This is a genomic window from Afifella sp. H1R, from assembly GCF_021462425.1.
Lineage (GTDB): Bacteria > Pseudomonadota > Alphaproteobacteria > Rhizobiales > Afifellaceae > Afifella > Afifella aestuarii.
In genome coordinates this window covers 988,481-1,013,162 of record NZ_JAKEDY010000002.1, presented here as the reverse complement: position 1 = coordinate 1,013,162, position 24,682 = coordinate 988,481, and the positions used below count along the sequence as shown (strand labels likewise).

Sequence of the window (24,682 nt, the reverse complement as noted above, 5' to 3'; positions counted from 1 at the left end):
AACGCCGCTGCTTGCCGCCCGACCCACTTCCCAGTATCAGCGCTGCGGGAGGCGCAGCCTTGGCCATTCTGTTTGAAACCGAGCAAAATCCGATCCCGGACGGCACGAACGCCGAATTCGTGCTGACGCCCGATGGCCGCAAGCTGCGCACCGCCTGGTGGCATCCGGCGGCGTCGGCGAAGCGGGGCACAATCCTCGTTCTCCACGGCCGGGCGGAATGCATCGAGAAATATTTCGAGACCGTGGGCGAATTGCGCCGCCGCGGCTATTCCGTCGTCACCTTCGACTGGCGCGGCCAGGGCGGTTCCTCGCGCAGCCTGCGCGATCCGAGAAAGGGCCATGTCGACGATTTCTCCGAATATCTCGTCGATCTCGAAACGGTGATGCGCGAGGTGGCGCTCGCCCGCTGCCATCCGCCCTACAACATCCTCGCCCATTCGACCGGCGCCGCCATCGCGCTCCTTTATGCCGCGCGCGCCCGCACCCAGGTGGAGCGCATGGTGCTGACAGCGCCGCTTCTGGCGCTTTCAGGCGGGCGCACGCATTTTCTGCGCGTCGTCACGGGCATCCTCAATTATCTCGGCCTCGGCGAGATGTATGCCGGCCCCTTCCGCGGCAATCTCGTTCAGCTCCGCCCCTTCGAGGGCAACCGCGTCACCTCCGACAAAAGACGCTATGAGCGCGTCCGCGAATTGATCGAGGCGCATCCCGAGCTCGGCCTCTCCGGCCCGACCTTGGCCTGGGTGCATTCGGCCCTGCGCGCGGCGGAATTTCTCGCTCTGCCGGAATTTGCCGAACGCGTGCCGCTTCCCGTCCTCATCGCCATGGCCGGCCAGGAGAGCATCGTCTCGAACCGGGCGATCGAAGATTTCACCCTGCGCATCAAGACCGTCGGCAATGTCCGCATCGCCGGCGCCATGCACGAGATCCTTCAGGAAGACGACCGCTACCGCGAGATCTTCTGGGCCGCCTTCGATGCCTTCATCGGCGAGCCCGACGAGGCCTGGCGCGCCGTGTTCACGTCGCCAGGAGCGCCTCCACCTCAGGCTTGAGGCGCCTGTCGCCGAGCGCCAGGATCCGCCCGCCGCCCGCCGCCGGCTCGCCGGTCCAGCTCGTCACCGCGCCGCCCGCACCTTCGATGATCGGGATGAGCGGGGCGATGTCGTAGGGCTTCAACCCGGATTCGACGACACAATCCACGCCGCCCATCGCCACCATCGCATAGGCGTAGCAATCATAGCCGTAGCGCGTCAGCCGCGCCCGGGCCGAAAGCCGCTCGAAGGCCGGCCTTTCCGCTTCGCTGAAGAGATTGGGATCGGTCGTGGAAATATGCGCGTGGTCGAGCGCCGCGCAGGCGCGCACCGTGATCGGCCGCGTCTGTCCGCCGCGCGCCAGAAAGCTGCCGGTCTCCGCCGAGCCGAAAAAACGCTCGCCGATATAAGGCTGCGACATCATCCCGGCCGCGGGCTTGCCGTCGATCAGAAGCCCCGTGAGGCAGCCCCAGAGCGGCAGGCCGCAGATGAAGGCGCGCGTGCCGTCGACGGGATCGAGGATCCACACATGCGAGCGGTCCTCACTTTCGGCGCCGTATTCCTCGCCGATGATGCCGTGCTCGGGATAGGTCTTGCGGATGAGATCGCGCATGGCGCGTTCGGCGCCGCGATCGGCCTCCGTCACCGGGTCGAAGCCCGCCGCAAGCTTATTGTCGACGGCGATCGCCGCGCGGAAACGCGGCAGGATCGCATCGGCCGCCACGTCGGCGAGACGGTGCAGGAAGGGGAAAAAGCTTTCCATGGAATGCATAGCAGGGTTGCCGTTTTGCCACTGTGTGGAAAAAGTTCTTTTGAATCAGAGGGTTGATGAATTACCCAAAACGTTTGCATTGCCGCTCAGGGTGACTATATCGGAACCCGACGGACAATCTGTGTCGTAAGCCTCTTGCATCTTGTGCAAAGCAGCATAGATTGTGCGTTGCGATACGTTGTATCGCAGCCCTCATTGGGCGTTTCCTCCCTAGACTTGGCCGCACCTCGGTGCGGCCATTTTTCTTTCTGCCCCTGCCGTTTTCGAAGGCGTGGCGCGTTGGGAGGCAGACCCTTTCGAAGGCCGCATCCGCACGAAGACCTGTCACGATTTATTCCGCCGCCTCGTCGAAGGCGATCGGCGGGGCGATCGAGACGCCCATCAGGGCCTCGGCCAGATCCTCGACGAGAGCTTGCACGCTCTCGAACCCGTCGTGGAGGCGGATCGCCTCTTCGTCCATGTAGAGCCCCCGGTTCACTTCCACCTGCATCACATGCAGTCCGGTCTGCGGACGCCCGTAATGCTCGGTGATGAAGCCCCCGGCATAAGGCTTGTTGCGGGTCACGCAATAGCCGCGCCGCCGCAGCATCTCCACGGCCTGATCGGTGAGTTCTGGAGCGCAGCTCGAGCCGAAACGATCGCCGATGACGAAATCCGGCCGGATGCCGGGCGCGGCGTTGCGCGCCGACGACGGCATCGAATGGCAATCGACGAGAACGGCGTAGCCGAACTGCGCATGAATGGTCGCGAGTCGCTGCCGGAGCGCCTCGTGATAGGGCACATAGATCGCGTCGATGCGCTGAAGCGCTTCGGCGAGCGCGATCGGCCCGGCATAGATCGCCCGGCCTTCGGAGACGATGCGCGGCACCGTCCCGAGCCCGCCCACCGCCCTGATCGATCGGCTGTTGGCGTAGCCCGGAAGCGGCTCGCGAAACATTTTCGCCTCGAGCTCGTAGGGCTCGCGGTTCACATCCACATAGGCGCGCGGATAGACGGCGGAGAGAAGCGGCGCCCCGCGTTCCGCGACGCCCGCAAACAGCATGTCGATCATGAAATCTTCCGAACGCCGGATCTCCGTCGCATCGAGCTGCGACTGGGCGAGAAAGCTCTTCGGATAGAAGCGTCCGCTGTGCGGGGAATTGAACAGGAAGGGCGAGACCGGGTCGGAGCGACCCAACAGGCTGAAAGGCCGCAGGGGCGGCAGCTCGTCTCCCACGCGCTCGTCCATCAAAATCCTCTTGTCATATGCGGATATGTTGCCGATCTGCCGCGCCCCTGTCCATAACGAACCGGCCCCGTCATTGTCTCCGGGCCGCTTACCCGATATTTACCGAGCGGGCTCACAACGGACGGGTTCAAGACGGAAGGCGCTGGAGAAGCATGCGAGGTCGAATCCTGCTCGCCGAAGACGACGAAGACATGCGTCGTTTTTTGACCAAAGCTCTCGAACATGCGGGTTATGACGTTCTCGCGTTCGACAATGGTCTCTCGGCTTACAATCGATTGCTCGACGAGCCTTTCAATCTGCTTTTGACCGACATCGTCATGCCGGAGATGGATGGCATCGAGTTGGCGCGCAAGGCGTCCGCGCTCGATCCCGATCTACGAATCATGTTCATCACCGGCTTTGCCGCGGTCGCTCTCAACCCGGACATGGCCGCGCCCCAGGATGCGAAAATCCTGTCGAAGCCGTTCCATCTGCGCGACCTCGTCAACGAGGTCGATCGCCTGATCGCGGCCTGACAGACGGGCCGGCGGCGCCGGGGCCGCAAACAATATCTTGAAGCGGGGTCAAGAACTCTGCCCTCGGGGCCTTGCACGGCCGAAACGCAGAGGATATATCCCCGCGAGTCGCCTTCGGGCGGCACCCCTTTGGAAGGGCGCGTAGCTCAGCGGGAGAGCACTACGTTGACATCGTAGGGGTCACAGGTTCAATCCCTGTCGCGCCCACCATTCCATCGAAAAACTCAAGCCTTTGTTCCCGCCGCCGACATGTCCGCGGCGACCTCGGCCCGCTATGCGGCCCGCCTTGCAGCCCCCCTTGCTGCCCCCCTTGCCGCCATGGCGGCAGAGCGCTCCGTCAGCCACCAGATCAGCGCAAAGAGCGCCACCAGCGTCAGGCCCGCAAGCGCCGGAAGCGCGTCGGGTTTCGCCACCTCCCCCGCCCCATCCGTCGCCAGCAATTGCGGCACCGCCTCGACGAGCCAATAGCCGCAGGTGATGAAGCAGAGCGCAAACAGCCCCCCGATGGCGCCCTTCCCCGCCGTGCCGAGGAGATCGGGCAGAAGCAGCGCCAGGCCGACCCCGAGCAGGCTGAGATCGTAATCGTAGGCGTAAGGGGTGACGAGGAGCGAGGCGACCGCCGTCACACCGAGGCTCTGACGCAAGGTGAAGGCCCCGAACGTCACCCGGACGATCGCGGCCAGCCCCACGAGCGCCGCCAGCCCCTGCGCCGCGAAGGCCGGCGCCCCACCGAGCCCGAAACTGCGCGCCGTCGCGTAGATCGACACCATGCGGTGGAGCGGAAAGACCCCCTCTTTGAGAAAGCTCCCGGTCTCGCGCGTCGCCTCCAGAAAGGCGGCCCAGATGCCGACACCGAAGCAAAGCGTGGCAGCGAGACAGGCGGCCACCACGGTGAGCGCGGCAGCCACCGCCGCCGCGAACCGCCGGGCAAGCAGCGTCCTGACCGCAAGGCCGGCGGCAAGATGCGGCTTGATGATCATCAGCCCGAGCGGCACGCCCGCCTGCCATCGCCGCCTCTCGAAACCGAAACAGGCGAGCGCGATCAGCGCGCCCGTCAGAAAGCCGTTCTGCCCGCCGCTGATGCCGATCCCAAGGGCGGGAAAGATCAAGATCGCCACCAGAGCGAAATTTTCTCCCGCCAGCCGCTTGAGCGCGAAGAGATAGAGCGCGAGCGAGCCGCCGACGAAGACGAGATAGGCGGCACCGGCCGGCAGAAGCCCGAGCGGCGCCACGACGAGGTTGAAGGGCGGCGGATAGGCCCAGGTCATGGCATCGAGGCCGCCGCGCGCCTGAAGGAGCGGCCAGAGGCTGTCGTGCCGATACGCCTCGTCGAGCCGCCCCGCCCAGACGAGGCGTGCGACCATGTGGAACATGTCGAAATCGACGAGCCGCGCCGGCCCCTCCGCCTCCGCGGCAACCGAAAACCGATAGGCGCGGCCGAGCGTCGCCGCCGCGAGAAGCGCCAGAATGAGCGCCTGAAAGCGCCGGAAGCGGGCGCCGATCTCCTGGCCCGCGGGCATCTCATCCCCGCTCATCGCCGGCCTCCCGGCCACGGTATCCGCTGCATTTCCCCGCCTGTATTCCCCGCCGGCATCTCCGCCTCTGCGTCCCCGACACGCCTCTCACCGCCGGGCTTTTATGTGGACCCCGCCGTTAACACCCGCCTATCGGCGCCAGGCCCAAAGACGAAGGGCCGGGACCCAGGAAAAAGCCGCGGGCCCCGGCCAAGAAAACAGCCGAGACCAGGAGAGAAAAGAGCCGCAAAAGGCAGAGACAAACTGTCCGCTGCCACCATCTGACGAGTCAGGCTAGGTTGACACTCCGGCCATGGGGCTGTCGCATGGCCATGAGGGGGCTCGCCGATCCGGCGTCGCTGCGCTTGCAGAGCGGAAGACCGTCTCTGCAGCAACCGATGCCTAAGGGATGCGCCCCCTTTCTGCTGCCGGTCGCGAGCCTGCTTGCGGCCCGGAGCCTCGGTTGGCAATCCAGCGACACCGCGGGTCGCCTGGAACATGGGAGATTGAGATGGTCCTCACCTTTTTCGGGGTGATCTTCAACCTGGTCGGTATTCTTCTCGTGATGCGCTACGGCATCGCCTTTCAGGCACAGAAGCCCGGCATGCCGGAGCCTCGTCCGCCGCAAAACGACGAAGAGCGGGCGATCCTCGAGAACATTCGCCGGGCCGGCCAGTTCGGCATCGTGATCCTGGTCCTCGGCGCCTTCCTCCAGATCCTGGGCGTCTTCTACAGCTGAGCCGATCGCGCGCGCCTTTTGCGCGCCTGCCCCCGAGCATCTGCCCCCTGAGATCTGCCTCAGTGAGATCTGCCCCAGTGAGCATCTGCCCGCCGGGCAACAGCCCTCAGGCGCTCGCGCGCACCGGCCAGTTGCGGCCGATGAGGTCGTCGACAGCCTCCAACGGCAGCGGCTCGCTGTAATAGAACCCCTGACCGAGTTGGCATCCGAGCTCGGCGAGCTTCTCGCCGAGCGCCAGCTCTTCTATGCCCTCCGCCGTGGTGTCGATACCGAGCGCCTGGCTGAGATGCAGGACCGCCTCCACGATCGCCTGCCGGTCTTCGCTCTCCAGCATGCCGGCGATGAAGGAGCGGTCGATCTTGAGCGTGTCGAGATGCAGTTCGCGCAGATGGTAGAGCCCGGAATAGCCGGTGCCGAAATCGTCGAGCGCGACGCGAATCCCCGCCTTGCGAAGCGCCGCAAGCACGGCCTTCACCTCGTCCATGCGCTCCACCAGCGCCGTTTCCGTGAGCTCCACCTCCAGCCGGTGCGGCGCAAAGCCGGCGCGCGCCAGGATGTCGAGGAGCTGGCTCGGCAGGGCCGGATCGAGAAGCTGCACCGGCGCGAGATTGATCGATAGCGTGAAGCTCGACGGCCACGCGACCGAAGCTTCCATCGCCTGCTCCAGAAGCACGAGCGTCATGCGGGTCAGCTTGCCGCTGTCCTCCGCCATGGCGATGAACCGGTCCGGCAACAGCAGCCCCTTGTTCGGATGCAGCCATCGCGCCAGCATCTCGAAGCCGACGATCCCGCCCGTCTTGAGGTCGACCACGGGCTGCAGGTAGGGGACGATCTCACGCTTCGTCAGCGCATCGTCCATCTGCTGCTCGAGCGCGATCCGCTCCAGAAGCGCCGAATCCATCCCCGCTTTGTAGAAATGGAAGCTGCCGCGCTCCTCCGCCTTGGCATGGTACATGGCGATGTCGGCGTTGCGCAAAAGCACGTCAGCGGCTTCTCCGTCGTCAGGATAGAGCGCCACGCCGACGCTCGCGCCGATGCGCATGCTGATGCCGCGGACACGGATCGGCAGCGCCATGTCGTGGACGATCTTATGGACGAGCCGCAGGAGCTCGTCGGTCTCGTCCTGATATTCGAGAAGCGCGGCGAATTCGTCGCCGCCGAAGCGCGCCACCACACCCCGGCCGGCCGCAAGCCGCGTCAGCCGCTCGGCGACGATGCACAGAACCTCGTCGCCCATCTGGTGGCCGTGCAGGTCGTTGACCGGCTTGAAGCGGTCGAGATCGATGATCAGAACGGCGATCCGTCGCCCGCCATCGCGCGCGGCGATCACATGGCTCTCGAAGATCTCGAACAGCCGCCGGCGGTTGGGGAGCCCGGTCAAGACGTCGTGCCGGGCCAGGCGCTGCGCCTCGCGCTGGGCGGCATCCTTGGCCGCCATCTCCTGGCGCAGCTGCACGACCCGCCAGATGGCGACGCCGAGCAGGATCACCGTCATGATGACGGCCGTCCCGAAAATCTCGTCGAGCTGCCAGGATTCGTGATGGCGGCTGAAGTCGTACAGCGCCTCGAAGAAATCCAGGCTGAGGCTGAAGGCGTAACCGACAGCGGCAGCCGCAGCGATGATCAGAAGGGTTCGGATCAAGACCCTGCTCCGGCGTGACTCCTGAGTGCTGGCGGGGGATGGCCGGGGCTCGGAGCGAAAACTGTTACGCTGCATAAGACCTCAAAGTTGCGCTTTTCCAACGACAATCAAGCCCCGCCACAGATTCTTCAATCTCTACGTGTATATCGCAGAAAAAGGTTTGCCGCTTCTGAATCTTGTGCGCCTCGCAGGTTCGCCACCTGGCGCCACCCGGGCTCCATCCCCGGCACCCACCTCGCCTGCAGCCTCGCAGATGGCACGCCCGGCACCGGAGCCGAGGCGTCATCCTGCATGCGGCTCATTTGGGAAACGCCTCCTTCTGACCGTGCACGTTCGGCGTGTAGCCCGGGCCGATCGTCAGCGGCCGGTCGGGCATCTCCTTCTGTTCCACGGAAGAGACGAAATCCTTGTCGATGCGCTGCAGCTCGGCGCCATCCGGCGCCCTCAGCACGATCGCCACGTGATAGGGCGTGTCCTTCCTCGTGCCTTTGAGGCCCGGCGTGTCGAAGACGAACTTCTTCTCGTCGCCTCGCACTTTTTGCGAAAATTGGATCGCCGGTCCGCCGCTCGGGTCCTCGAAACGCGCCTCCACCACGGCGCCGTCCGGCAGCTTGCGTTTCGGCGCGAGAACCACCCCGTAATGCATTTCGGAGATCCGGTAATTGAAGATGAAACCGCCGCCCGCGAGAATGAGATAGGGCTTCTGGCTTTCGTCGGCGCACGCCGTGAGAAGGCCGGCGCTGATCAGCCCCGCGACCAGACCGAGCCTGCCTCCGCGCATATCGATCCCCCGCCCGATTTCCGTCTCCCCGATCGCCATCTCGAAGGCGTCACCCGCAACCTGCCCGAGGCCGGCAAGGCCGCTCAGCTCTTGGATATGTGGTCCGGCTTGCCCTTGCGGTCTCCCGTGGCGAACTCTTCGAGCTCCTTTTCATCCATCGAATCATACATCGACTTCGAGGCGCCTTTGAGATCGGATGTCCTGGTCTCGCCGCGCTTGGCGGAAAGCGCCGCCCCGGCGGCCTTTTGCTGGGCTTTCGACTTGGCTGGCATGATGGCATCTCCTGACGAGGATGCCGGAGAAACGCCCAGGCGGGCTCGATGGTTCATTCGGCCGAAACCGAATTATCCGCCGCCCGCAAGCACTTGCCCGCCATCGACCGTCACCGTCGTGCCGCTCACATAGGCGCTGGCCCGTGAGGCGAGAAACAAGAGCGCCCCGTCGAGATCGCCCTCTTCGCCGAAGCGGCGCATCGGATTTTGTTTGACGATCGCCTCGCCCGCCGGGCTCTCCAGGAAATCGCGGTTGATCTCCGTCAGAAACCAGCCCGGGGCGATCGCATTGACGCGAATGCCGTAGCGCGCCCATTCGAGCGCCAGCGCCTTGGTGAGATGGATGAGCGCCGCCTTCGAGGTCGCATAAGGCGCCGTCCCCTTGGAAACGGCAAAGCCGAGGACGGAGGCGATGTTGACGATGGCGCCGCCCGTCTCCGCCTTCGCCATGCGCTCTGCGGCCGCCTGCGCCACGAAGAACGCCGCGTCGAGATTGGTTTCCATCACCTTCCGCCAATGCTCGCGTTGAAGCGAGATGGCGGGCCCCGCCGGCGCGATGCCGGCATTGTTGACGAGGATCGTGACGGTGCCGAAACGCGCCTCGGCGGCATCGAAGGCGGCCGAAACGCCCGCCTCGTCCGTGACGTCCGAGGCGACGGCGAGCGCCGAGCCGCCCTCTCCTTCGATCTCGCGCACCAGCTCTTCGAGCCTGTCCTGGCGCCGCGCCGCCAGCACCACCTTGGCACCGTTTTCAGCCAGCACGCGCGCAAAGCGCCGCCCGAGCCCCGATGAAGCGCCGGTGACGAGCGCCACCTGTCCTTTCAGATCGAAGAGCTCGCCCGCGCGCATCTGATCCCCCTTGAGCTGCGAAACGCTCTAATTCCCGTAGAGCTTGAGCGGCAGCCAGGTTGCCACATCCGGCAGGAACCACAACAGGACGAGCGCGAAGACCTGGATGCAGACGAACGGAACGATCCCGCGATAGATGTCGGTGGTGCGGATATCGGGCGGCGCCACGCCCCGGAGATAGAAGAGAGCGAAGCCGAAGGGCGGCGTCAGGAACGAGGTCTGCAGGTTCACCGCCATCATGATGCCGAGCCAGACCGGGCTCATCGTGCCGCCGCCCGGCATTTCCATCTGCAGGAGAATGGGCGCCACGATCGGCACGACGATGAAGACGATTTCCAGGAAATCCAGAAAGAAGCCCATCACGAACATGACGAGCATGACGAGAAGGATCGCCGCGAGCGTGCCGCCGGGCAGCGCGGTCAGAAACTCCTCGATGAAATCGGCGCCGCCGAGACCGATGAAGACGATCGAGAACATGCGCGCACCGATGATGATGGTGAAGACCATCGCCGAAATCGCCATCGTCGACTGGCAGACGGCCGCGAGCACCCGCTCGCCGTTTTGATCGTGCCAGGCGAAGGTGCGCCAGAGCGCCATCGCCACGCCCCAGGCAAGACCGAGGGTGAGCACCACCGCCGCCCCGATCGCCACCCATTCCTCGACCGAAACCACGCTCCTTTGCGAGCGCAGATCGTAGAACGAGGTGAGGAGGAGAAGGCCGGCCATGCACAGAACGCCGATCAGGATCGGCCCGGCGCGGCGTTCGTCGCACTTGTAGCCGGCGAGCATCGTCGCGCCGATCGCGCCGACGCCCGCCGCCTCCGTTGGAGAGGCGAGCCCGATCAAGATCGAGCCGAGCACGGCGACGATCAACAGAACCGGCGGGGCGAGCGCATGGATCACCTGACCCCAGAAAGCGAAGCCGGAAAGCTCGCCGAGTTCCTCATGCGGGATCGCCGGCGCTTCGGCCGGATGCAGAAAGACGTAGATGATCTGATAGACGATATAGAGGCCGACGAGCATGAACCCCGGCAGCAGCGCGCCGGCGAAGAGATCGTTCACCGAGACCGTGTCGGGGGCGAAGATCCCCATGGAGAATTGCGCGTTCTGATAGGCGACGGAAAGCTGGTCGCCCAGAAGCACGAGCACGATCGAGGGCGGGATGATCTGCCCGAGCGTGCCGGAGGCCGCGATCGTGCCGCAGGCGAGGCGCTTGTTGTAGCCGCGCTTCACCATCGTCGGCAGCGACATCAGCCCCATCGTGACGACGGTGGCGCCGACGATGCCGGTGGAGGCGGCGAGAAGCGCGCCGACGATGCACACCGAAAACGCCAGACCGCCCGGCACCGACCCGAAGAGCCGCCCCATATTGTCGAGGAGTTCTTCCGCGATCCGCGATCGCTCCAGCATCACCCCCATGAAGACGAAGAGCGGCACGGCCACGAGCGTCTCGTTGGTCATCGTGCCGAAGATCGACTGCGGGAAGGCGGTCAGAAGCGACAGCGAGAAGACGTCGAAGGCGGAGCCGATGAGGGCAAAGCCGAGCGCCGTTCCGGCGAGCGTGAAGGCCACGGGAAAGCCCGCCGTCAAAAGCCCGCAGGCCGCCACGAACATCAAGAGACAAAGAAGGAGAGGGTCGATCATGAACTTTGCCGATCGCCCGTTCTGCGGACGAGGCCCGTTTGGTTGCGTGAATTAATGGACGCTGTCGCGCGCAATTCCAGCCGCCGTATAGCTGTCGTCATGCTCCTTGAGCGCAACGATGGCGCGCAGCGCCATCGCCACCCCCTGCAGCCCGACGAGAATGGCGAAGACCCAGATGAAGGTCTTCAGCGCGAAGATGAGCGGCAGGCCGCTCACTTCCGTCGAACGCTCCAGGATGCGCCAGGAATTGCTGACATAGCCGAGCGACAGCCAGAAGGCCGCCACGCACACCGGCAGGAGCAGAAACAGCGCGCCGAAGAGATCGACGAGCGCCTTCTTGCGCGGCGAGGCCTCTCGGTAGAGGACGTCGACGCGCACATGCCCGTCCTGCAGGAGCGTGAAGCCGGCTCCGGTCATGAACAGGATCGCATGCATGTACCAGATCGATTCCTGCATCGGGATGAAGCCGATGGAGAAGACGTAGCGCAGGATGACGGTCGCAAACTGCACGAGCGCCGTCAGGACGGCGAGCCACATGACGGCGCGGCCGATGCGGTAGTTGAGACCGTCGATCACGGCGATGATGGCTTTCACGCTCTCTCCCCTTCAGGCGCGGCAGGCGGCCCGCCCAAGCGCCTAAACCCTTCGCGGAAAACTGAAAAGGGGCGGGAGAACCCGCCCCGAACACCCTTCCTTCGAACGCGCCCCCCGAACGCGCCCCCTCGAACGCGCCCATAGAACGCGTTTCGGCGTCAGGTCGCATCACCCGCGACCGAAGCCTCACGCGAAAGGCGTCAGCGCCCGCTTGTTGGCGTAACTCTGGTCGGAAATCTTCGTCCAGTCGACCGCCTTGGCACGGAAATCCAGGAACGCCTCGTAGACCTTCTTCGTCAGCGGATCGGAATTGCCCGCCTTGTCGAGAACGTCTTTCGCCGCCTTGCCGAATTCGCGGTAGATCTCGTCGGAGAACTCCACGAGTTCCACGCCGTGATCGTTGACGAGCGTCTTCAGCGCCTGGCCGTTGTTGGTGTTGTAGGACGACAGCGTCTCGTTGTTGACGGCATAGGCGATCGCCGTCATCAGCGTCTGGTCGCTTTCCGAAAGCCCGTCCCAGAACGGACGCGAAATCCCGAAGCTCAGAAGCGAGCCCGGCTCGTGGAAGCCCGGGTAATGGTAGTTCTTGGCGACCTTGTAGAGACCGAAGGCGAGGTCGTTCCACGGCCCCACCCATTCCGTCGCATCGATCGTGCCCGATTGCAGCGCCGGCAGGATTTCCGAACCGGCGAGCGTCACCGAGGTGCCGCCGAGCGCCGTGATGACGTCGCCGCCGAAGCCCGGAATGCGCATCTTCAGGCCTTTGAAATCGTCGACGGTCTGCATCTTTTTGTTGAACCAGCCGCCCATCTGGGAGCCGGAATTGCCACCGGGCAGATGCTTGATGCCGAACTGGCCGCCGACCTCGTCCCACAATTCCTGACCGCCGCCCTTCTGGATCCAGGCGTCGATCTCCGCCGGCATGAAGCCGAACGGCACGGCGCAGAAGAAGGAATAGCCGGTGAGCTTGCCCTGATAGTAATAATCGGCCGAATGGTACATCTGCGCCGTGCCTTCCTGCACGGCGTCGTTGCACTTCAGGGGCGGGACGAGCTCGCCGCCGCCATAGACCTTCATGGTGATGCGCCCGTCCGTCGCCCCGTCGATCAGGGTGGCGAACCGTTCCGGCGCCTCGCCGATGCCCGGAAAGTTCTTCGGCCAGGAGGTGACGCACGTGATTTGGATGCGGTTTTGCGACAGCGCCGGCGTGGCCAGGGTCGTGGCCGCGGCCGCACCGGTGCCGAGCCCGGCTGTCTTCAAAAACGAGCGACGATCCATGCTCTGTTTCCTCCCTTGGGTCGTCTTCTTTAGCGGGCGGGAAAACTTGCATTTTCGCCAAACTCTGTCCAGCGCGGCTCTCTGCGGCGAAGCGGCAGGCAAGAGATTGAGAAAGGCCGCACGTGACGCGAGAAGACGGGCTGACTTTTGCCCACCGACCGCATTAGGATGCCTGCCACGATGCGCAGCAGAAACACCCCCATCATTCTCGTCACCGCCGATGTCCGTCCCGCCGACGGCTATGTCTGGCATGCCGTGGCCGAAACCTATCTGAGGGCCATCACCAGCATCGGTGCGGTGCCGCTCATCCTCCCCTCCATGGCCGACCGCATCGATCTCGATGCCGCCGTGGAGATGGCCGACGGCGTCCTCGTCACCGGCTCGCGCTCCAACGTGCATCCGGACCGCTACGGCGTGACGCCGGAGGAGAAGCACGGGCCGTTCGATCCCTCGCGCGATGCGACGACGCTTCCCCTGATCCGCCTCGTCCTGCAGCGCGGCCTGCCGCTCCTCGCCGTCTGCCGTGGTTTTCAGGAGCTGAACGTCGCGCTCGGCGGCGCCCTCTTGTCGGAGGTCCAGGAGATCGAGGGCCGCTTCGACCATCGCTCGCAGGCCGACGAACCCGATCAGCGTTTTGCGCTCGCCCACGACGTCACCTTCGCGCCGGACAGCCGTCTCGCAACGATCGTCGGAAATCAGCGCATCCGCGTGAATTCCGTCCACCGCCAGGGCGTCGACCGGCTCGGCCGCGGCCTCGTCGTGGAAGCGACCGCCGATGACGGCACCATCGAGGCCGTGCGCGTCTCCGATGCGGCGAGCTTCGCCTTCGGCGTGCAATGGCATCCGGAATACTGGGCGGAGAGCGATCCGCCCTCGCGGGCGATCTTTGCCGCCTTCTCGGAGGCGATCCGCCAGCATCAGGACGCCAAGGCGAAAATCGCCGCCGAACAGGACACCTGACCGGGCGGCGGCAGAAGCCTAGGCGAGAGCCCCCGCCAGCAGAAGTCCGCCGAGCGCGGTGATCGCGAACGCCCCGCCCCATTCGAGCACCGAGACGAAGGCCGCGCCGGCGCCGGGCCGCGTCTGAAGAAGCTTCGCCGCCACGCCCTTGGCGCCGACGGCGAGCGCGGCAAGAACCGCGACCGTGAGCCCGGTCCCGAGCGCCATCAAGAACGTCGCCGCGACCCCGGCCCAGAAGATCTTCTGCGACAGCGCGAAGACGAGGACGATGAGGGCGCCCGAACACGGCCTCAGGCCGACGGAGACGACGGCCGCGGCCGCCCCGGCCAGTCCCCGGCTCTTCTCCACCAGCGCCGCATCCGGCACATGCCCGCAACACGCGCCATGATCATGATGGTGATCATGAGTATGCCCGTGCCCATGTTCGTGCCCATGATCATCAGGGTGGTGGCCATGCGCATGCCCGTCCTGAAGATGCGCCGCGCGGAGATGCACGTCATGCCCATGCGCCCCGGCCGCGACCGGCGCGAGGCCGGCAGTCGCAGGACGCATGCCGAGGCGCAGCCGCGCGAAAAGCCGCCGCGATTTGCGCAACAGCAGGAAGAGACCGAGCGCCAGAACGAGCCCGTAGCTGCCGATCTCGAAGGCCCGCGCCGTATCGGTGATGGCAAAGCTCGTCAGCCCCAGAACCGCGGCAAGTGCGCCGATCAGCGCCACCGCCACGACCGCCTGCAGGAACGCCGCCAGGAAGGCGATCAGAACCCCGCGCCGCGCCGTCTTCTCGTTGGCGAGGATATAGGACGAGATCACCACCTTGCCGTGGCCGGGTCCGGCCGCATGCACGATGCCGTAGATGAAGGAGACGCTGCCGAGCCACCAGAAGGCCGACCCGTCGGAGGCGAGGCGCGACAGGGTCGCCGTCAATTCGCGGTAGAACCCCTTCTGCAGGGCGGCAATCATCGGCACGAGCCCGGCGCCGCCGCCCTCGCCCGGCAGGCCCACGCCAAATGGGGAGGTCGCCGCCCCGGCATCGGAGACGAGACAGACGAAGACCGCCAGGACGATCAGCGGCACGAGCGCGACAAGTGCGACAGGCGCATCCGGCCGCACACTCCCCTCTCGCCGCATCAGGGACATGTGATCATCGCGGCATTCTCCGTGCCGGCCGTCAGGCTCTTGAATTCCGCGGGAAGCTCGCGCTGGTCCGCCCCGATCGTCGCCAGCATCGCCGCCGCCGTCGCATCCGGCTCCTCGCCGAGCGTCACCTCGAGCTTGCAGGAGGCCGGCGCATCGACGAGCCGCACCGCCTCCTTCGACGGCAGCGAAAAGGCGACGAAATATTCCGGATCGGAGACTTCGAGCTCGACCGGCGCGTTCGCCGCGATCGGCTCTTTCAGCGGCAGGGTGAAGTGCAGAATGAGCCGCTTGCCGCTCGGCTGCAGCCAGTAATCGACGGGATCGCCGAGCTTCACCGGCTCACCGCCGGCGGTGAGCACAGTGAAGAAGTCATAATCGGCCAGCGACGTGACGTTGACCTCCGCCAAGGGCTTCAGCTCTTCGGCCGACAATTTGCCGTCGCCATCGGCGTCGAGCCCCTGCGTCGCATAGGCGGAAAACGCCTCGTCGAAGCGCCAATGATGCCGGATGCCGACGATGCGCCCGCTTTTGTCGAAGGAAACCTCCGAGGCGACATCCACCCACACATGCGGATGCGCCAGCGCCGCCCCCGGCAAGAGCGCGAGGGCGAGAACGAGAAGCGAGAGCAATCGGCGCGCCATCGGGCAGTCTCCGGTCGTCGCATCCGGTCGATTCGGCGGACGCACAGGCGCTTTCTCGCACAAGTGCGGCGACAGCGCGGCGGAATAATCTTTCGCACGACGTCGCGGCAGAAAGTCATTTGCCCCTCCGCCCGCGGCTTTTTGGCGCTCCTCCAGCCAGAAGCTTTCGCGCCGGGCGCTTATCTCTGCGCCAAGAGGAAACGCCTAAAAAAACAAAAAGGACCTGAGCCATGCCCGTCATCGCCTTGTCGGAAGCCGAGCTCGCAAGCCATCCCGCCTTCGAAGGACACGAAGAGGTGGTGCGCATCGAAGACGAGGCGGCAGGCCTCGCCGGCTACATCGCCATTCACGACACCACGCTCGGCCCCTCCCTCGGTGGCTGCCGCGTCTGGCGTTACGCCGATGAAGGCGCCGCCCTTGAGGATGTCCTGCGCCTGTCGCGCGGCATGACCTACAAGAACGCACTCGCCGGCCTCAACCTCGGCGGCGGCAAAGCCGTCATCATTCTCGCCCCCGGCACGCCCAAGACCCCGGCGCTTTTTGAGGCCTTCGGCGCCGCCATCGAAGAACTCGCCGGCCGCTACATCACCGCGGAAGATGTCGGCACCAGCCCCGCCGACATGGCCGATGTCGCCCGCGCGACGAAGCATGTGCGCGGCACGCCGGCTTCGGGCGTCGCCGATCCCTCGCCCTATACGGCGCTCGGCGTCTTCCACGGCATTCTCGCCGCCGTCGAGTACCGTTTCGGCTCGAGCTCGCTGGAAGGCATCCGCGTCGCGGTCCAGGGGCTCGGCCATGTCGGCTGGCGCGTCGCGGAAAAGCTGCACGAGGCCGGTGCCGATCTTCTCGTCTCCGACATTGACGCGAAAGCCCTGGCGCGCGCCGAAGAGGCCTGGGGCGCGCTCGCCGTGCCCGTGACGGAAATCCACGCCGCGCCGGTCGATCTCTTCGCCCCCTGCGCCCTCGGCGCCGGGCTCAACTGCACCACCATTCCGCAGATCCGCGCCGCGATCGTGGCGGGCGCCGCCAACAACCAGCTCGCCGAGGCGGACGACGCCGTGCGGCTGCGCGAACGCGGCATTCTCTATGCACCCGATTACGCCATCAATGCCGGCGGCGTCGTGGCGCTCGCTTTGGCCGGCGCCGGCCGCTCGCAGACGGAGATGCGCGACAAGGTGGAGGCGGTCGGCTCGACGCTTGCGTCGATCTTTGCGCGCGCCGCGGAAGAGAGGACGACGACGGCCGCGATCGCCGACCAGCTCGCCGAAGAGCGGCTGACCGCCGTCAAGCGGCGCTCGCAGGCCGCCTGAGGCGCCGACACACCGAGGCACAGGACCGGCGGGAAACGTAGAAGCCCTAATCCGCGACCGAGGCGAGCACCGCGTCGGCCGCCGCGGTGCCGGAAATGAACGCCGCCTCCGAACGCGCGGCGATGCACCAGTCGCCGCAGGCGACGAGCCGCCCTTTCGCCCCAACGAGGCAGGGTTCGCCCGCCGGTTCGGCGACGAGCGCCTGGCGCCAGCGCCGGATCTTGCGGGCCATCAAGGGCGGCAGCGGCCCGTCCGCCTCGGCGGCGAGAAGGTCGAGGAGCCGCTCCGCCAGCTCGTCTTCGCGCGCGCCGAAATGCGCTTCGGAAAACCCCGCCGATGCGTGCACGACGAAACTCTCCGTATCGCCGCGGCCGGCCTTCGAGCTGTTGCGGATGGCGACGCTCAAATCGCCGCGCCTTGAAATCCAGTCGGCCATGATCGGCACGGCGCCGTCGAAGACGAAGAGCCCGGCGATCGCCGGCCGCATCACCACCTCCGACAGGCGGTCGAAGGGCTTGCCATGGGCATGCAGCAGCGGTTCGGCGGCAGACGCGGGAAGCGCCACGATCACCGCATCGAACGGCCCGATCGGCGCGGAATTGCTTTGCAGGAGATAGCCCTCGCTCGCCCGGCCGATCCGTTCGACGGCCGTATGCGTGCGGATATCGAGCCCCTTTCCGGCGAAATCGGTGAGGCCGTCCATGCTCGGAAGGCCGATGAGCCAGGGCTCGTCGCTCTCGCGCCCCGAGGGCGCCCAGCCGGTCGCCTTGCCGGCGAAGACCGCCTCTTGCATGAAGGATTTGAAGGGCTCTTCGCGGGCCGTGACATAGACCGCGCCCGCATCGACCGGCACGCCGGCGACCTCTTCCGAGGAGAGCCGCCCTCCGGATTTTCCGGCCGCTTCGAAAAGGATGGGGTCGAGCCCCGCCGCACGCAGGCGCCTGGCGGCGGCGAGACCGGCGAGACCAGCCCCGATGATGGCGATCGATGCGTCCTTCAAATGTCCTCCTCGTCGCCTTTCACAAAGCGCCTCAGGGCGCGGTGCCGATGCCGGGTTCCGGCGCGCCCGGCGCTGGTTCAATCAAAGCTGCGGGCCGCCGTAAAGCCCTGTCGCGCCTCATTGTTCGGCAAGACACTCGCGCATGTCGGCAACCGCCACCTCACGCACGAGTTCCGCCATGCCCCGCGCCTGGTGCCGCGCGATCGCCGCCCCCGCTTCGGCGCTCGCCGCGGCGGCATTGCCGACGACGCCTTCGGCATTCAGATCCTCGGCAAGCCAGCCATAGCCGACATCGCCATAGGCGCGAAGATGGCGAAAGCGCTCGGTAAGCCCGCTTTGCCGCGAGGGAAAATTCTCCAGAGAAAGATGCCGGACGAGATCGGGCTTGAAATGCAGCATCAGCGCGGTCTCCACGAAACCGCCGTGAATGCCGACGGCGCGCTCCGAATCGTCGGCAAGCTCCGCCGGCAGACCGAAGCGCCGCCAGCTCGTCGTCACCGCCAGAAGCCCGTGGCGCGCCCGAAGTTCGAGCACGGCCGCCCCGGCCGAGGGCGTGTTGCCGCCATGCGAGCTGATCAGAATGAGTTTCTTGAGGCCCGACGCCGCCACCCCTTCACCCATGGCGACGATCGTCTGCGTCATCTGCGCCGCCGAAAGCGACAGCGTGCCGGCAAAGGACATGTGTTCGAGCGAGGCACCCACGCTGACCGTCGGAAGAAGCAGCGCTTCGACATCGGGATCGAGCGTTTTCGCGAGCTCCCCCGCAAGCCCTTCGGCGATGTGGCAATCGGTGCCGAGAGGCAGATGCGGCCCGTGCTGCTCGGTGGCCGCGATCGGCAGGATCGCCACGGTGCGCGCAGGATCGCATCGGGCGAGTTCGGGGCTCGTCAGATCCTGCCAAAGGCGCAACATGGGAAGCCTCTCCAACGCGTCTCACATCCATGTGAAAAGCAAATACGCCCGCTCTGCAACGCCTTTTGCGCAAGGGAGCCGTGCCGCCGCCCATGAGAACGAGAGATGAGGGCGAGAGGTGAGAGAACGATGAGAGCTTGCTTTCCGGCCTGGAAGGCCCTTTGCATGCGAAATGGTCTCTCTCTCCGAAGACGCAGGCGCTGGCGCCGCCGCGGCGCGCCTGCGTGCGCTTCTTCTCATCATGCTCGCCTTTCTCTGCTTCGCCTGTCTCGACACGACGGCGAAATATCTCGGCCAATGGCTGCCGGCGATGCAGATCGTCTGGGTGCGCTTTCTCACGCATTTTGTCCTGACGCTCGTCATTTTCCGGCCGTGGCGCGACATGGCGCTCTGTCTGCCGCGCAACAAGAAGCTCCAGGTGGCACGCGCCTGCTGCCTCGTCGGCTCGACCTTGTTCAACTTCCTGGCCGTGCGCCATCTTCAGCTCGCCCAGACCGTCAGCATCTTCTTCATCGGCCCCTTCATCGTCACGGCCCTTGCCGGGCCGATGCTCGGCGAATGGGCGGGGCCGCAGCGTTGGGCGGCGGTCGTCGTCGGTTTCATCGGCGCGCTCATCATCATCCAGCCGGTGCCGGGGGCCTTCGAGCCGGCGATGCTTCTCTCGGTCGGGGCTGCGACCTCGAACGCGCTCTACGTCATCCTGACGCGCCAGATGGCCGGGCGCGAAACCGCGCAGAGCATGATCGTCATGCCGGCGATCCTCGCAAGCTTCGCCATCGCGCCGCTCGGCATCGCCCAATGGGAGACCGTTCCCAGCACCTTTCTCTGGGGTCTCCTCATCGCCACCGGCTTTTTCGGCGGCCTCGGCCACTGGCTGTTGATCAAGGCGCACGAACTCGCGCCCGCCACCCTGCTTGCGCCTTTCGTCTACAGCGAGATTCTCTGGATCACCGCCCTCGGCTTCGTCATATTCGGCGATGTTCCGCCGCGTTCGACGGTTCTGGGAGGTGCGATTATCATCTTGAGCGGCCTTTTCATTCTCTATCGCGAACGGCGCACGAGGACGCCTCCCTCGATTGAACCGCGCGCCTGAAAAACCCGTCTTCCGGTTCGCGCCGAGCCCGAACGGCTATCTGCATCTCGGCCATGCCTATAGCGCGCTTCTCAACGAGCATGCCGCCAAGGCCGTGGGCGGACGTCTCCTCCTGCGCATGGAGGACATCGACTACACCCGCGCCCGACCGGAATTCACCGACGCGATTTTCGATGATCTCGCCTGGCTCGGCATCGCCTTCGAACAGCCGGTTCTGTGCCAGAGCCATCGCTTTCCGGCCTATGCCGGCGCGCTGGCCGCCTTGGATCGTCTCGGCCTTCTCTACCCGGCGTTCTTGAGCCGCTCGGAGATCCGTGGCGCCATCTCTGACAAGGAAAAGACCGGCCATGTCTGGCCGCGCGATCCCGACGGCGCCCCGCATTATCCCGGCCTCGAACGCGACTGGTCGCGGCAGATGCGCGCCGAAAGGATCGCGACCGGCGCCCCCTATGCGCTGCGCCTCGACATGCGCCGGGCGCTCGCGGGCCTTGAGCCTCTTGCCTGGCAGGAACTCGACCTGGAGACCGGCGAAACCACACGGGTGAGCGCCCATCCGAGCGGCTGGGGCGACGTCATTCTGGCGCGCAAGGACGTGCCCGCGAGCTATCATCTCGCCGTCACCCTCGACGACGCCTATCAGGGCGTCACCCATGTCGTGCGCGGCGCCGATCTCGAAGCGGCGACCTCGGTCCACCGCCTCCTGCAGGTGCTGCTCGGCCTGCCCGCGCCCCTCTACCACCATCACCGGCTGATCCTCGACAAGGAGGGCCGCAAGCTCGCGAAATCCGCCGGCTCGACCGCTCTGGGCGATCTGCGCGAGGCGGGTGCCACGCCCGAGGAGATACGCCGCAGCCTGGGCTTTGCGCCGCGGGCGGCCGCCTCCGTCGCCTGAGATTCCCGTAGCCGAAGTTCAGGTAAAAGCGCGCAACACCATCAGCCAGAAGGCGACGCCGCCGACGCCGAAGGCCGTCGAGATCAAGGTCGTGTTGGAGGCGAGCGCCTCGCCCGTGCCGAAGCGGGTGGCGATGAGGAAAGCGTTGACGCCGGTCGGACAGGCCGCCACCAGCACCAGAGCGGCCGTCGGCACCGGGCCGAGCCCGACGAGAAGCGCCACCGGCAAAACGACGAGCGGCATGAAGAAGAGTTTGATGCCGGCGATGAGCGCGCCTGCCGGGATGTTGCGGGCGATGCCGTAACGGGCGAGACCCATCCCGCAGGCGAAAAGCGCCACCGGTCCTGCCACGTCGGCGAGGCTGTCGATCAGTTTTTCGGCGAGCCCCGGGATCGGCAGATGCAAGACGTGCCAGATACCGCCCAGGATGATGCCGATGATGAGCGGATGGCGGATGAGTTCGAGCGCAAACGCCCCCCACATGGCGCGGCTGCTCTCCACCTCCGCCACGAGCCCGTCGCGCCGCCGCGCCCAGGAGTTGAGGGCGAGGCTTGCCGCCATCATCACCGGCAGATGCACCGAGACGAGAATGAGGACGACCACCGTGCCGGGATCGCCATAGGTGGCGCGCGCCAGCGGAATGCCGATCAGAACCGTATTGGCGAAGGCCGCCGACACGCCCGCGACGACGCCCGAGCGCGTGTCGCGTTTGAACAGCCGCCGCACCAGCACATGCGCCACCGTCCAGGTGACGAGCACGCCTGAAAAATACGCAATCCAGATCCGCCACGGCGACAGGCCGTGGAAATCCGCATGCGCCAGCGTGCGAAAGAGGAGGAGCGGAATGGCGATGGTGAAGACGAAATCGGCGAGCGCCCCGCCGGTCTCCATTTTCAGGAGCTTGAAGCGCGCCGCGAGATAGCCGATCCCGATGAGGCCGAAGATGGTGAGGACGATGCTGGTGGTGTCGGACATCGGCGTTTGCGGCGTTTGCGGCGTTGGCGGCGTTTGCGGCGGTTGCAGCAGCTTCGGCCGCGATGGACGGCTGTGGGCGGCTATGACGGCGAAATTCGGATCTCCTTCCGCCTTAAGCCGCCGCCACTTGATTGCCTAGGAGGAAGCGGGGACAAGGGCTGAAGAAAAGCTCGATTTCACGCTCCCCGGACGGGGGAACCAGAAGAAAGGCGCCCATGGCCCGCAGCATCTTGATCACCGGCTGCTCGTCCGGCATCGGCCGCCATTGCGCCCTCGGCATGGCAAAGCGCGGCTGGCGCGTCTTTGCCACGGCGCGCAAGGAGACGGATCTCGCGGCCCTGCGCGAAGCCGGCGCCGGCTACGGTCTCGAAGCTCTCTATCTCGACTATGCCGACGAGGCCTCGATCGACGCCGCCCTGAACTCCGTGCTCGCCGCCACGGAGGGCCGCCTCGACGCCCTCTTCAACAACGGCGCCTATTCGCAGCCGGGCGCCCTTGAAGACATCTCCTCTGCCGTCCTGCGCGCCCAGTTCGATGCCAATTTCTTCGGCTGGCACGAGCTCACGCGAAGGGTGATCCCGGTGATGCGCCGCCAGAATGCCGGCCGCATCGTCATGAATTCCTCCGTTCTCGGCCTCGTCGCGCTCGGCTTCCGCGGCGCCTACAATTCCTCGAAATTCGCGCTCGAAGGCTACACCGACACCTTGCGCATCGAGCTTGCCGACACCGGCATCGAGGTCGTGGCGATCGAGCCCGGCCCGATCGCAAGCCGCATGACGGAAAACGCCATCGCCGCCTTTCATCGCAACGTCGACATCGACGCCTCCGTCCACGCCGCCTATTACCGCCGCCGCCTCGCCTCCATGGAAAAGGGCGGCAACACCTTTGGGCAGCTCGGGCCCGAAGCCGTCCTCGAGGTTCTGATCGAGGCCTGCGAGGCGCCCAGTCCGGCGACCCATTATCCCGTCACCCGCCAGACCAGGATCGCCGCCTTCGGCCGGAGGCTTCTGCCGCGCCGGTTGCTGCACAAAGCCGCGACGCGCGCCACCAATTAGGAAAAACGACAGCCCGCTTCCGCCGCCTCTCAGATTTGCGTCTCGTCTGTGGCTGGCTTAATGCGGTTTTCTGGTCCTCAGCCAAGGCAGGAAAACCATGGAATATCTTGGTCCGGTCGCCGTCCTTGCCGTCGTCGTCGTGCTTGTACTCGGATTGTGGAACATGCTGCGCGGCGGCAGCCCCAATCGTTCGCAAAGCCTGATGCGCTGGCGCGTCGGTCTGCAGCTTCTCGCCGTCATCGTCCTGATGGCGGGCCTCTGGCTCAGCACCCGCTGAAATCTGCCCAGACCCCACTGAGAAATCCGCTGGGCAAGCGTGCCTTTGCGGCAACAATCGCTGAAGCTTTGGCCGCCTTTGGCCACCTTTCCGGCAAACACCGTTGCCGCGCCCGGCCGGCAAAGCTAAAGCCGAAGGAACAATTTCACGGGGCTGTGATGCGGTTATTGAGCTTTGGCGCAGGTTTGGTTGCGCTTTTCGGGACGTCTGCGGCGCTGGCGGCGGATCTGCCGGCCGAGCCCGCCGACCCCGTCTATTATGCGGCCGAGCCGGTCAGCACCTATCATTTCTTTGACGAAGTGCGCATCGGCGCGACGGGCTTCCTCGATGATCGCCATCGCCTCACCGACGAGGAAGAAGGCGTCTTCCTCAACGGCGAAGTGCTCTTCGGCAATCCGATGACGCCCTTCGACAACCGCTTCGTCGATTTCCTCCTGCGCCCGCGCCCGCATATCGGCGGCACCGTCACCACCTCGGGCGGCACCAATCAGATCTATGCCGGCCTCACCTGGGACTACAATCTGACCAACCGGATTTTCCTGGAAGGCACCTTCGGCGGCACCATCCACGACGGCAACACCGATCACGTGGAAACCGGCGCCCGCCTCGGCTGCTCGGCGCTGTTTCGGGAAAGCGCCGGCATCGGCGTCAACGTCACGCAGCATCTGCGCGTCATGGCCCGCATCGACCATTCCTCGAATGCCGGCCTGTGCGACGACAATGACGGCCTCACCCATGCCGGCGTGATGGTCGGCTACAAGTTCTAGGTCGCGATCCAAGTCGCGGCCTTCAGCCCCGCGTCTTCGGCGTCTTCGGCCTCATCAGCTCCCCGCCGCCCGTGACGACCGCAGAAAGGTCCACGGGCGGCGCCGCGGTTTCGCTCGGCGAAACGCTGCGACACTCTCCCGCGTGACGTGCTTCAATCTTGTGCGAATTGCCTTAGTTTCGGCTCCGCCAAAAAACGGAGACGAGGCCGATGGTTGTCCTGAACAAGATCTACACGCGCCAGGGCGATGACGGGACCACCGCGCTCGGCACGGGCGAGCGCCGTTCGAAATACGATCCGCGCGTCGAAGCCTACGGCACCGTCGACGAAACCAATGCGCTTCTCGGCGTCGTGCGGGCCGGCCTCAACCTGACGGCCGGCGCACCGACGGAAGAGATCGACCAGATGCTCGCCCGCATCCAGAACGACCTCTTCGATCTCGGTGCCGATCTCGCCACCCCCGATGACGGCAAGCCCCGGGACTACGAGCGCCTGCGCATCGTCCCCTCCCAGGTGGAGCGCCTGGAACGCGACATCGACCGCCTCAACAAGGAGCTGTCGCCGCTGCGCTCCTTCATCCTGCCGGGCGGCACCTGGGCGGCCGCGCATCTGCACCTTGCCCGCACCGTTGCGCGCCGCGCCGAACGCCTCGTCGTCGCCCTGGCGGACCGCGAGCCGGAAAAGGTCGGCGCCCCGGCAATCCAGTATCTGAACCGGCTCTCCGATTTCCTCTTCGTCGCCGCCCGCTGGGTGAACAGCAAAGGCGAAACCGACGTCCTGTGGGTGCCGGGCCAGAACCGCTGAT

26 protein-coding genes and 1 tRNA gene are annotated in these 24,682 nt (G+C 65.8%); 12 read left to right on the top strand and 15 right to left on the bottom strand.

Annotated elements, in window-relative coordinates; genetic code table 11:
• Window positions 1-59 precede the first annotated feature (59 nt).
• Window positions 60-1,052, top strand: coding sequence for an alpha/beta fold hydrolase (locus tag L0F51_RS16290; RefSeq protein ID WP_234630203.1), 993 nt, complete (start codon window positions 60-62; stop codon window positions 1,050-1,052).
• Here the strand turns inward: L0F51_RS16290 and hisN are convergent.
• Window positions 1,018-1,803 (bottom strand): histidinol-phosphatase, encoded by a 786-nt coding sequence (hisN, locus tag L0F51_RS16285; protein ID WP_234630202.1) that lies wholly within the window; start codon window positions 1,801-1,803, stop codon window positions 1,018-1,020. The genes L0F51_RS16290 and hisN overlap by 35 nt on opposite strands.
• A 331-nt stretch (window positions 1,804-2,134) precedes the next feature.
• Window positions 2,135-3,031 carry an N-formylglutamate amidohydrolase gene (locus L0F51_RS16280; RefSeq protein ID WP_234630201.1) on the bottom strand — a complete coding sequence of 299 codons (897 nt, stop codon included), beginning with the start codon at window positions 3,029-3,031 and terminating at the stop codon, window positions 2,135-2,137.
• 152 nt (window positions 3,032-3,183) lie between these two features.
• Between L0F51_RS16280 and cpdR the strand changes: the two genes are divergently transcribed.
• Window positions 3,184-3,546, top strand: coding sequence for a cell cycle two-component system response regulator CpdR (gene cpdR / locus L0F51_RS16275; RefSeq protein ID WP_092813218.1), 363 nt, complete (start codon window positions 3,184-3,186; stop codon window positions 3,544-3,546).
• A gap of 135 nt (window positions 3,547-3,681) precedes the next feature.
• Window positions 3,682-3,756, top strand: a tRNA-Val gene (locus tag L0F51_RS16270).
• Window positions 3,757-3,818: 62 nt separating this feature from the next.
• Here the strand turns inward: L0F51_RS16270 and L0F51_RS16265 are convergent.
• Complete coding sequence (locus tag L0F51_RS16265; protein WP_234630200.1) at window positions 3,819-5,081, bottom strand: glycosyltransferase family 87 protein; 1,263 nt, start codon at window positions 5,079-5,081, stop codon at window positions 3,819-3,821.
• 490 nt (window positions 5,082-5,571) lie between these two features.
• Here L0F51_RS16265 and L0F51_RS16260 point away from each other — a divergent pair, with 490 nt between their 5' ends.
• The gene (locus tag L0F51_RS16260) at window positions 5,572-5,799 is read left to right on the top strand and encodes a hypothetical protein (protein WP_234630199.1); all 228 of its coding nucleotides are present in this window, start codon (window positions 5,572-5,574) and stop codon (window positions 5,797-5,799) included.
• Between the two features lie 106 nt (window positions 5,800-5,905).
• Here the strand turns inward: L0F51_RS16260 and L0F51_RS16255 are convergent, their stop codons facing one another.
• From L0F51_RS16255 to L0F51_RS16225, 7 genes are all read right to left on the bottom strand, one after another.
• Window positions 5,906-7,441 (bottom strand): bifunctional diguanylate cyclase/phosphodiesterase, encoded by a 1,536-nt coding sequence (locus L0F51_RS16255; RefSeq protein WP_234630198.1) that lies wholly within the window; start codon window positions 7,439-7,441, stop codon window positions 5,906-5,908.
• A gap of 298 nt (window positions 7,442-7,739) precedes the next feature.
• On the bottom strand, window positions 7,740-8,261 hold the full coding sequence (locus L0F51_RS16250; protein WP_234630197.1) for a hypothetical protein: 522 nt from the start codon (window positions 8,259-8,261) through the stop codon (window positions 7,740-7,742).
• Between the two features lie 44 nt (window positions 8,262-8,305).
• The gene (locus L0F51_RS16245) at window positions 8,306-8,494 is read right to left on the bottom strand and encodes a DUF3008 family protein (RefSeq protein WP_234630196.1); all 189 of its coding nucleotides are present in this window, start codon (window positions 8,492-8,494) and stop codon (window positions 8,306-8,308) included.
• A 72-nt stretch (window positions 8,495-8,566) separates the two neighbouring features.
• Window positions 8,567-9,343 carry an SDR family NAD(P)-dependent oxidoreductase gene (locus L0F51_RS16240; protein WP_234630195.1) on the bottom strand — a complete coding sequence of 259 codons (777 nt, stop codon included), beginning with the start codon at window positions 9,341-9,343 and terminating at the stop codon, window positions 8,567-8,569.
• 27 nt (window positions 9,344-9,370) lie between these two features.
• Entirely contained in the window at window positions 9,371-10,987 is a 1,617-nt protein-coding gene (locus L0F51_RS16235) for a TRAP transporter large permease subunit (protein ID WP_234630194.1), read from the bottom strand.
• 51 nt (window positions 10,988-11,038) lie between these two features.
• Window positions 11,039-11,581, bottom strand: coding sequence for a TRAP transporter small permease subunit (locus L0F51_RS16230; RefSeq protein WP_205649797.1), 543 nt, complete (start codon window positions 11,579-11,581; stop codon window positions 11,039-11,041).
• Window positions 11,582-11,767: 186 nt separating this feature from the next.
• Window positions 11,768-12,859, bottom strand: coding sequence for a TRAP transporter substrate-binding protein (locus tag L0F51_RS16225; protein WP_234630193.1), 1,092 nt, complete (start codon window positions 12,857-12,859; stop codon window positions 11,768-11,770).
• A 180-nt stretch (window positions 12,860-13,039) separates the two neighbouring features.
• Between L0F51_RS16225 and L0F51_RS16220 the strand changes: the two genes are divergently transcribed.
• Window positions 13,040-13,819: a gamma-glutamyl-gamma-aminobutyrate hydrolase family protein gene (locus L0F51_RS16220; protein WP_234630192.1), complete on the top strand. Its 780-nt coding sequence runs from the start codon at window positions 13,040-13,042 to the stop codon at window positions 13,817-13,819.
• An 18-nt stretch (window positions 13,820-13,837) separates the two neighbouring features.
• Here L0F51_RS16220 and L0F51_RS16215 read toward each other — a convergent pair whose 3' ends face one another.
• Window positions 13,838-14,956, bottom strand: coding sequence for a nickel/cobalt transporter (locus L0F51_RS16215; RefSeq protein ID WP_234630191.1), 1,119 nt, complete (start codon window positions 14,954-14,956; stop codon window positions 13,838-13,840).
• Window positions 14,947-15,597 (bottom strand): DUF1007 family protein, encoded by a 651-nt coding sequence (locus L0F51_RS16210; protein WP_234630190.1) that lies wholly within the window; start codon window positions 15,595-15,597, stop codon window positions 14,947-14,949. Before L0F51_RS16210 ends, L0F51_RS16215 begins: the two co-directional genes overlap by 10 nt.
• A gap of 230 nt (window positions 15,598-15,827) precedes the next feature.
• Between L0F51_RS16210 and L0F51_RS16205 the strand changes: the two genes are divergently transcribed.
• Window positions 15,828-16,907, top strand: coding sequence for a Glu/Leu/Phe/Val dehydrogenase (locus tag L0F51_RS16205; protein WP_234630189.1), 1,080 nt, complete (start codon window positions 15,828-15,830; stop codon window positions 16,905-16,907).
• Window positions 16,908-16,953: 46 nt separating this feature from the next.
• Here the strand turns inward: L0F51_RS16205 and L0F51_RS16200 are convergent, their stop codons facing one another.
• Together L0F51_RS16200 and L0F51_RS16195 are read right to left on the bottom strand one after the other, a co-directional pair.
• Window positions 16,954-17,907, bottom strand: a complete 954-nt coding sequence (locus L0F51_RS16200; protein ID WP_234630188.1) for an NAD(P)/FAD-dependent oxidoreductase — start codon at window positions 17,905-17,907, stop codon at window positions 16,954-16,956.
• Window positions 17,908-18,024: 117 nt separating this feature from the next.
• Window positions 18,025-18,819: a creatininase family protein gene (locus L0F51_RS16195; RefSeq protein ID WP_234630187.1), complete on the bottom strand. Its 795-nt coding sequence runs from the start codon at window positions 18,817-18,819 to the stop codon at window positions 18,025-18,027.
• 172 nt (window positions 18,820-18,991) lie between these two features.
• On the opposite strand from L0F51_RS16195, the gene L0F51_RS16190 reads away from it, so the two are divergent.
• Together L0F51_RS16190 and gluQRS are read left to right on the top strand one after the other, a co-directional pair.
• Window positions 18,992-19,912, top strand: a complete 921-nt coding sequence (locus L0F51_RS16190) for a DMT family transporter (protein WP_234630186.1) — start codon at window positions 18,992-18,994, stop codon at window positions 19,910-19,912.
• Entirely contained in the window at window positions 19,896-20,804 is a 909-nt protein-coding gene (gene gluQRS / locus L0F51_RS16185; protein ID WP_234630185.1) for a tRNA glutamyl-Q(34) synthetase GluQRS, read from the top strand. Before L0F51_RS16190 ends, gluQRS begins: the two co-directional genes overlap by 17 nt.
• Window positions 20,805-20,822: 18 nt before the next feature.
• Here gluQRS and L0F51_RS16180 read toward each other — a convergent pair whose 3' ends face one another.
• On the bottom strand, window positions 20,823-21,779 hold the full coding sequence (locus tag L0F51_RS16180) for an AEC family transporter (protein WP_234630184.1): 957 nt from the start codon (window positions 21,777-21,779) through the stop codon (window positions 20,823-20,825).
• Between the two features lie 215 nt (window positions 21,780-21,994).
• Between L0F51_RS16180 and L0F51_RS16175 the strand changes: the two genes are divergently transcribed.
• From L0F51_RS16175 to L0F51_RS16160, 4 genes are all read left to right on the top strand, one after another.
• Window positions 21,995-22,834 carry an SDR family NAD(P)-dependent oxidoreductase gene (locus L0F51_RS16175; RefSeq protein ID WP_234630183.1) on the top strand — a complete coding sequence of 280 codons (840 nt, stop codon included), beginning with the start codon at window positions 21,995-21,997 and terminating at the stop codon, window positions 22,832-22,834.
• Between the two features lie 97 nt (window positions 22,835-22,931).
• A complete protein-coding gene (locus L0F51_RS16170; protein ID WP_128290599.1) occupies window positions 22,932-23,111 on the top strand; it encodes a twin transmembrane helix small protein in 180 nt (59 codons plus the stop codon).
• Between the two features lie 158 nt (window positions 23,112-23,269).
• A complete protein-coding gene (locus L0F51_RS16165) occupies window positions 23,270-23,878 on the top strand; it encodes an acyloxyacyl hydrolase (protein ID WP_234630182.1) in 609 nt (202 codons plus the stop codon).
• A gap of 209 nt (window positions 23,879-24,087) precedes the next feature.
• Complete coding sequence (locus L0F51_RS16160) at window positions 24,088-24,681, top strand: cob(I)yrinic acid a,c-diamide adenosyltransferase (RefSeq protein ID WP_234630181.1); 594 nt, start codon at window positions 24,088-24,090, stop codon at window positions 24,679-24,681.
• The last annotated feature ends 1 nt before the right edge of the window (window position 24,682 follow it).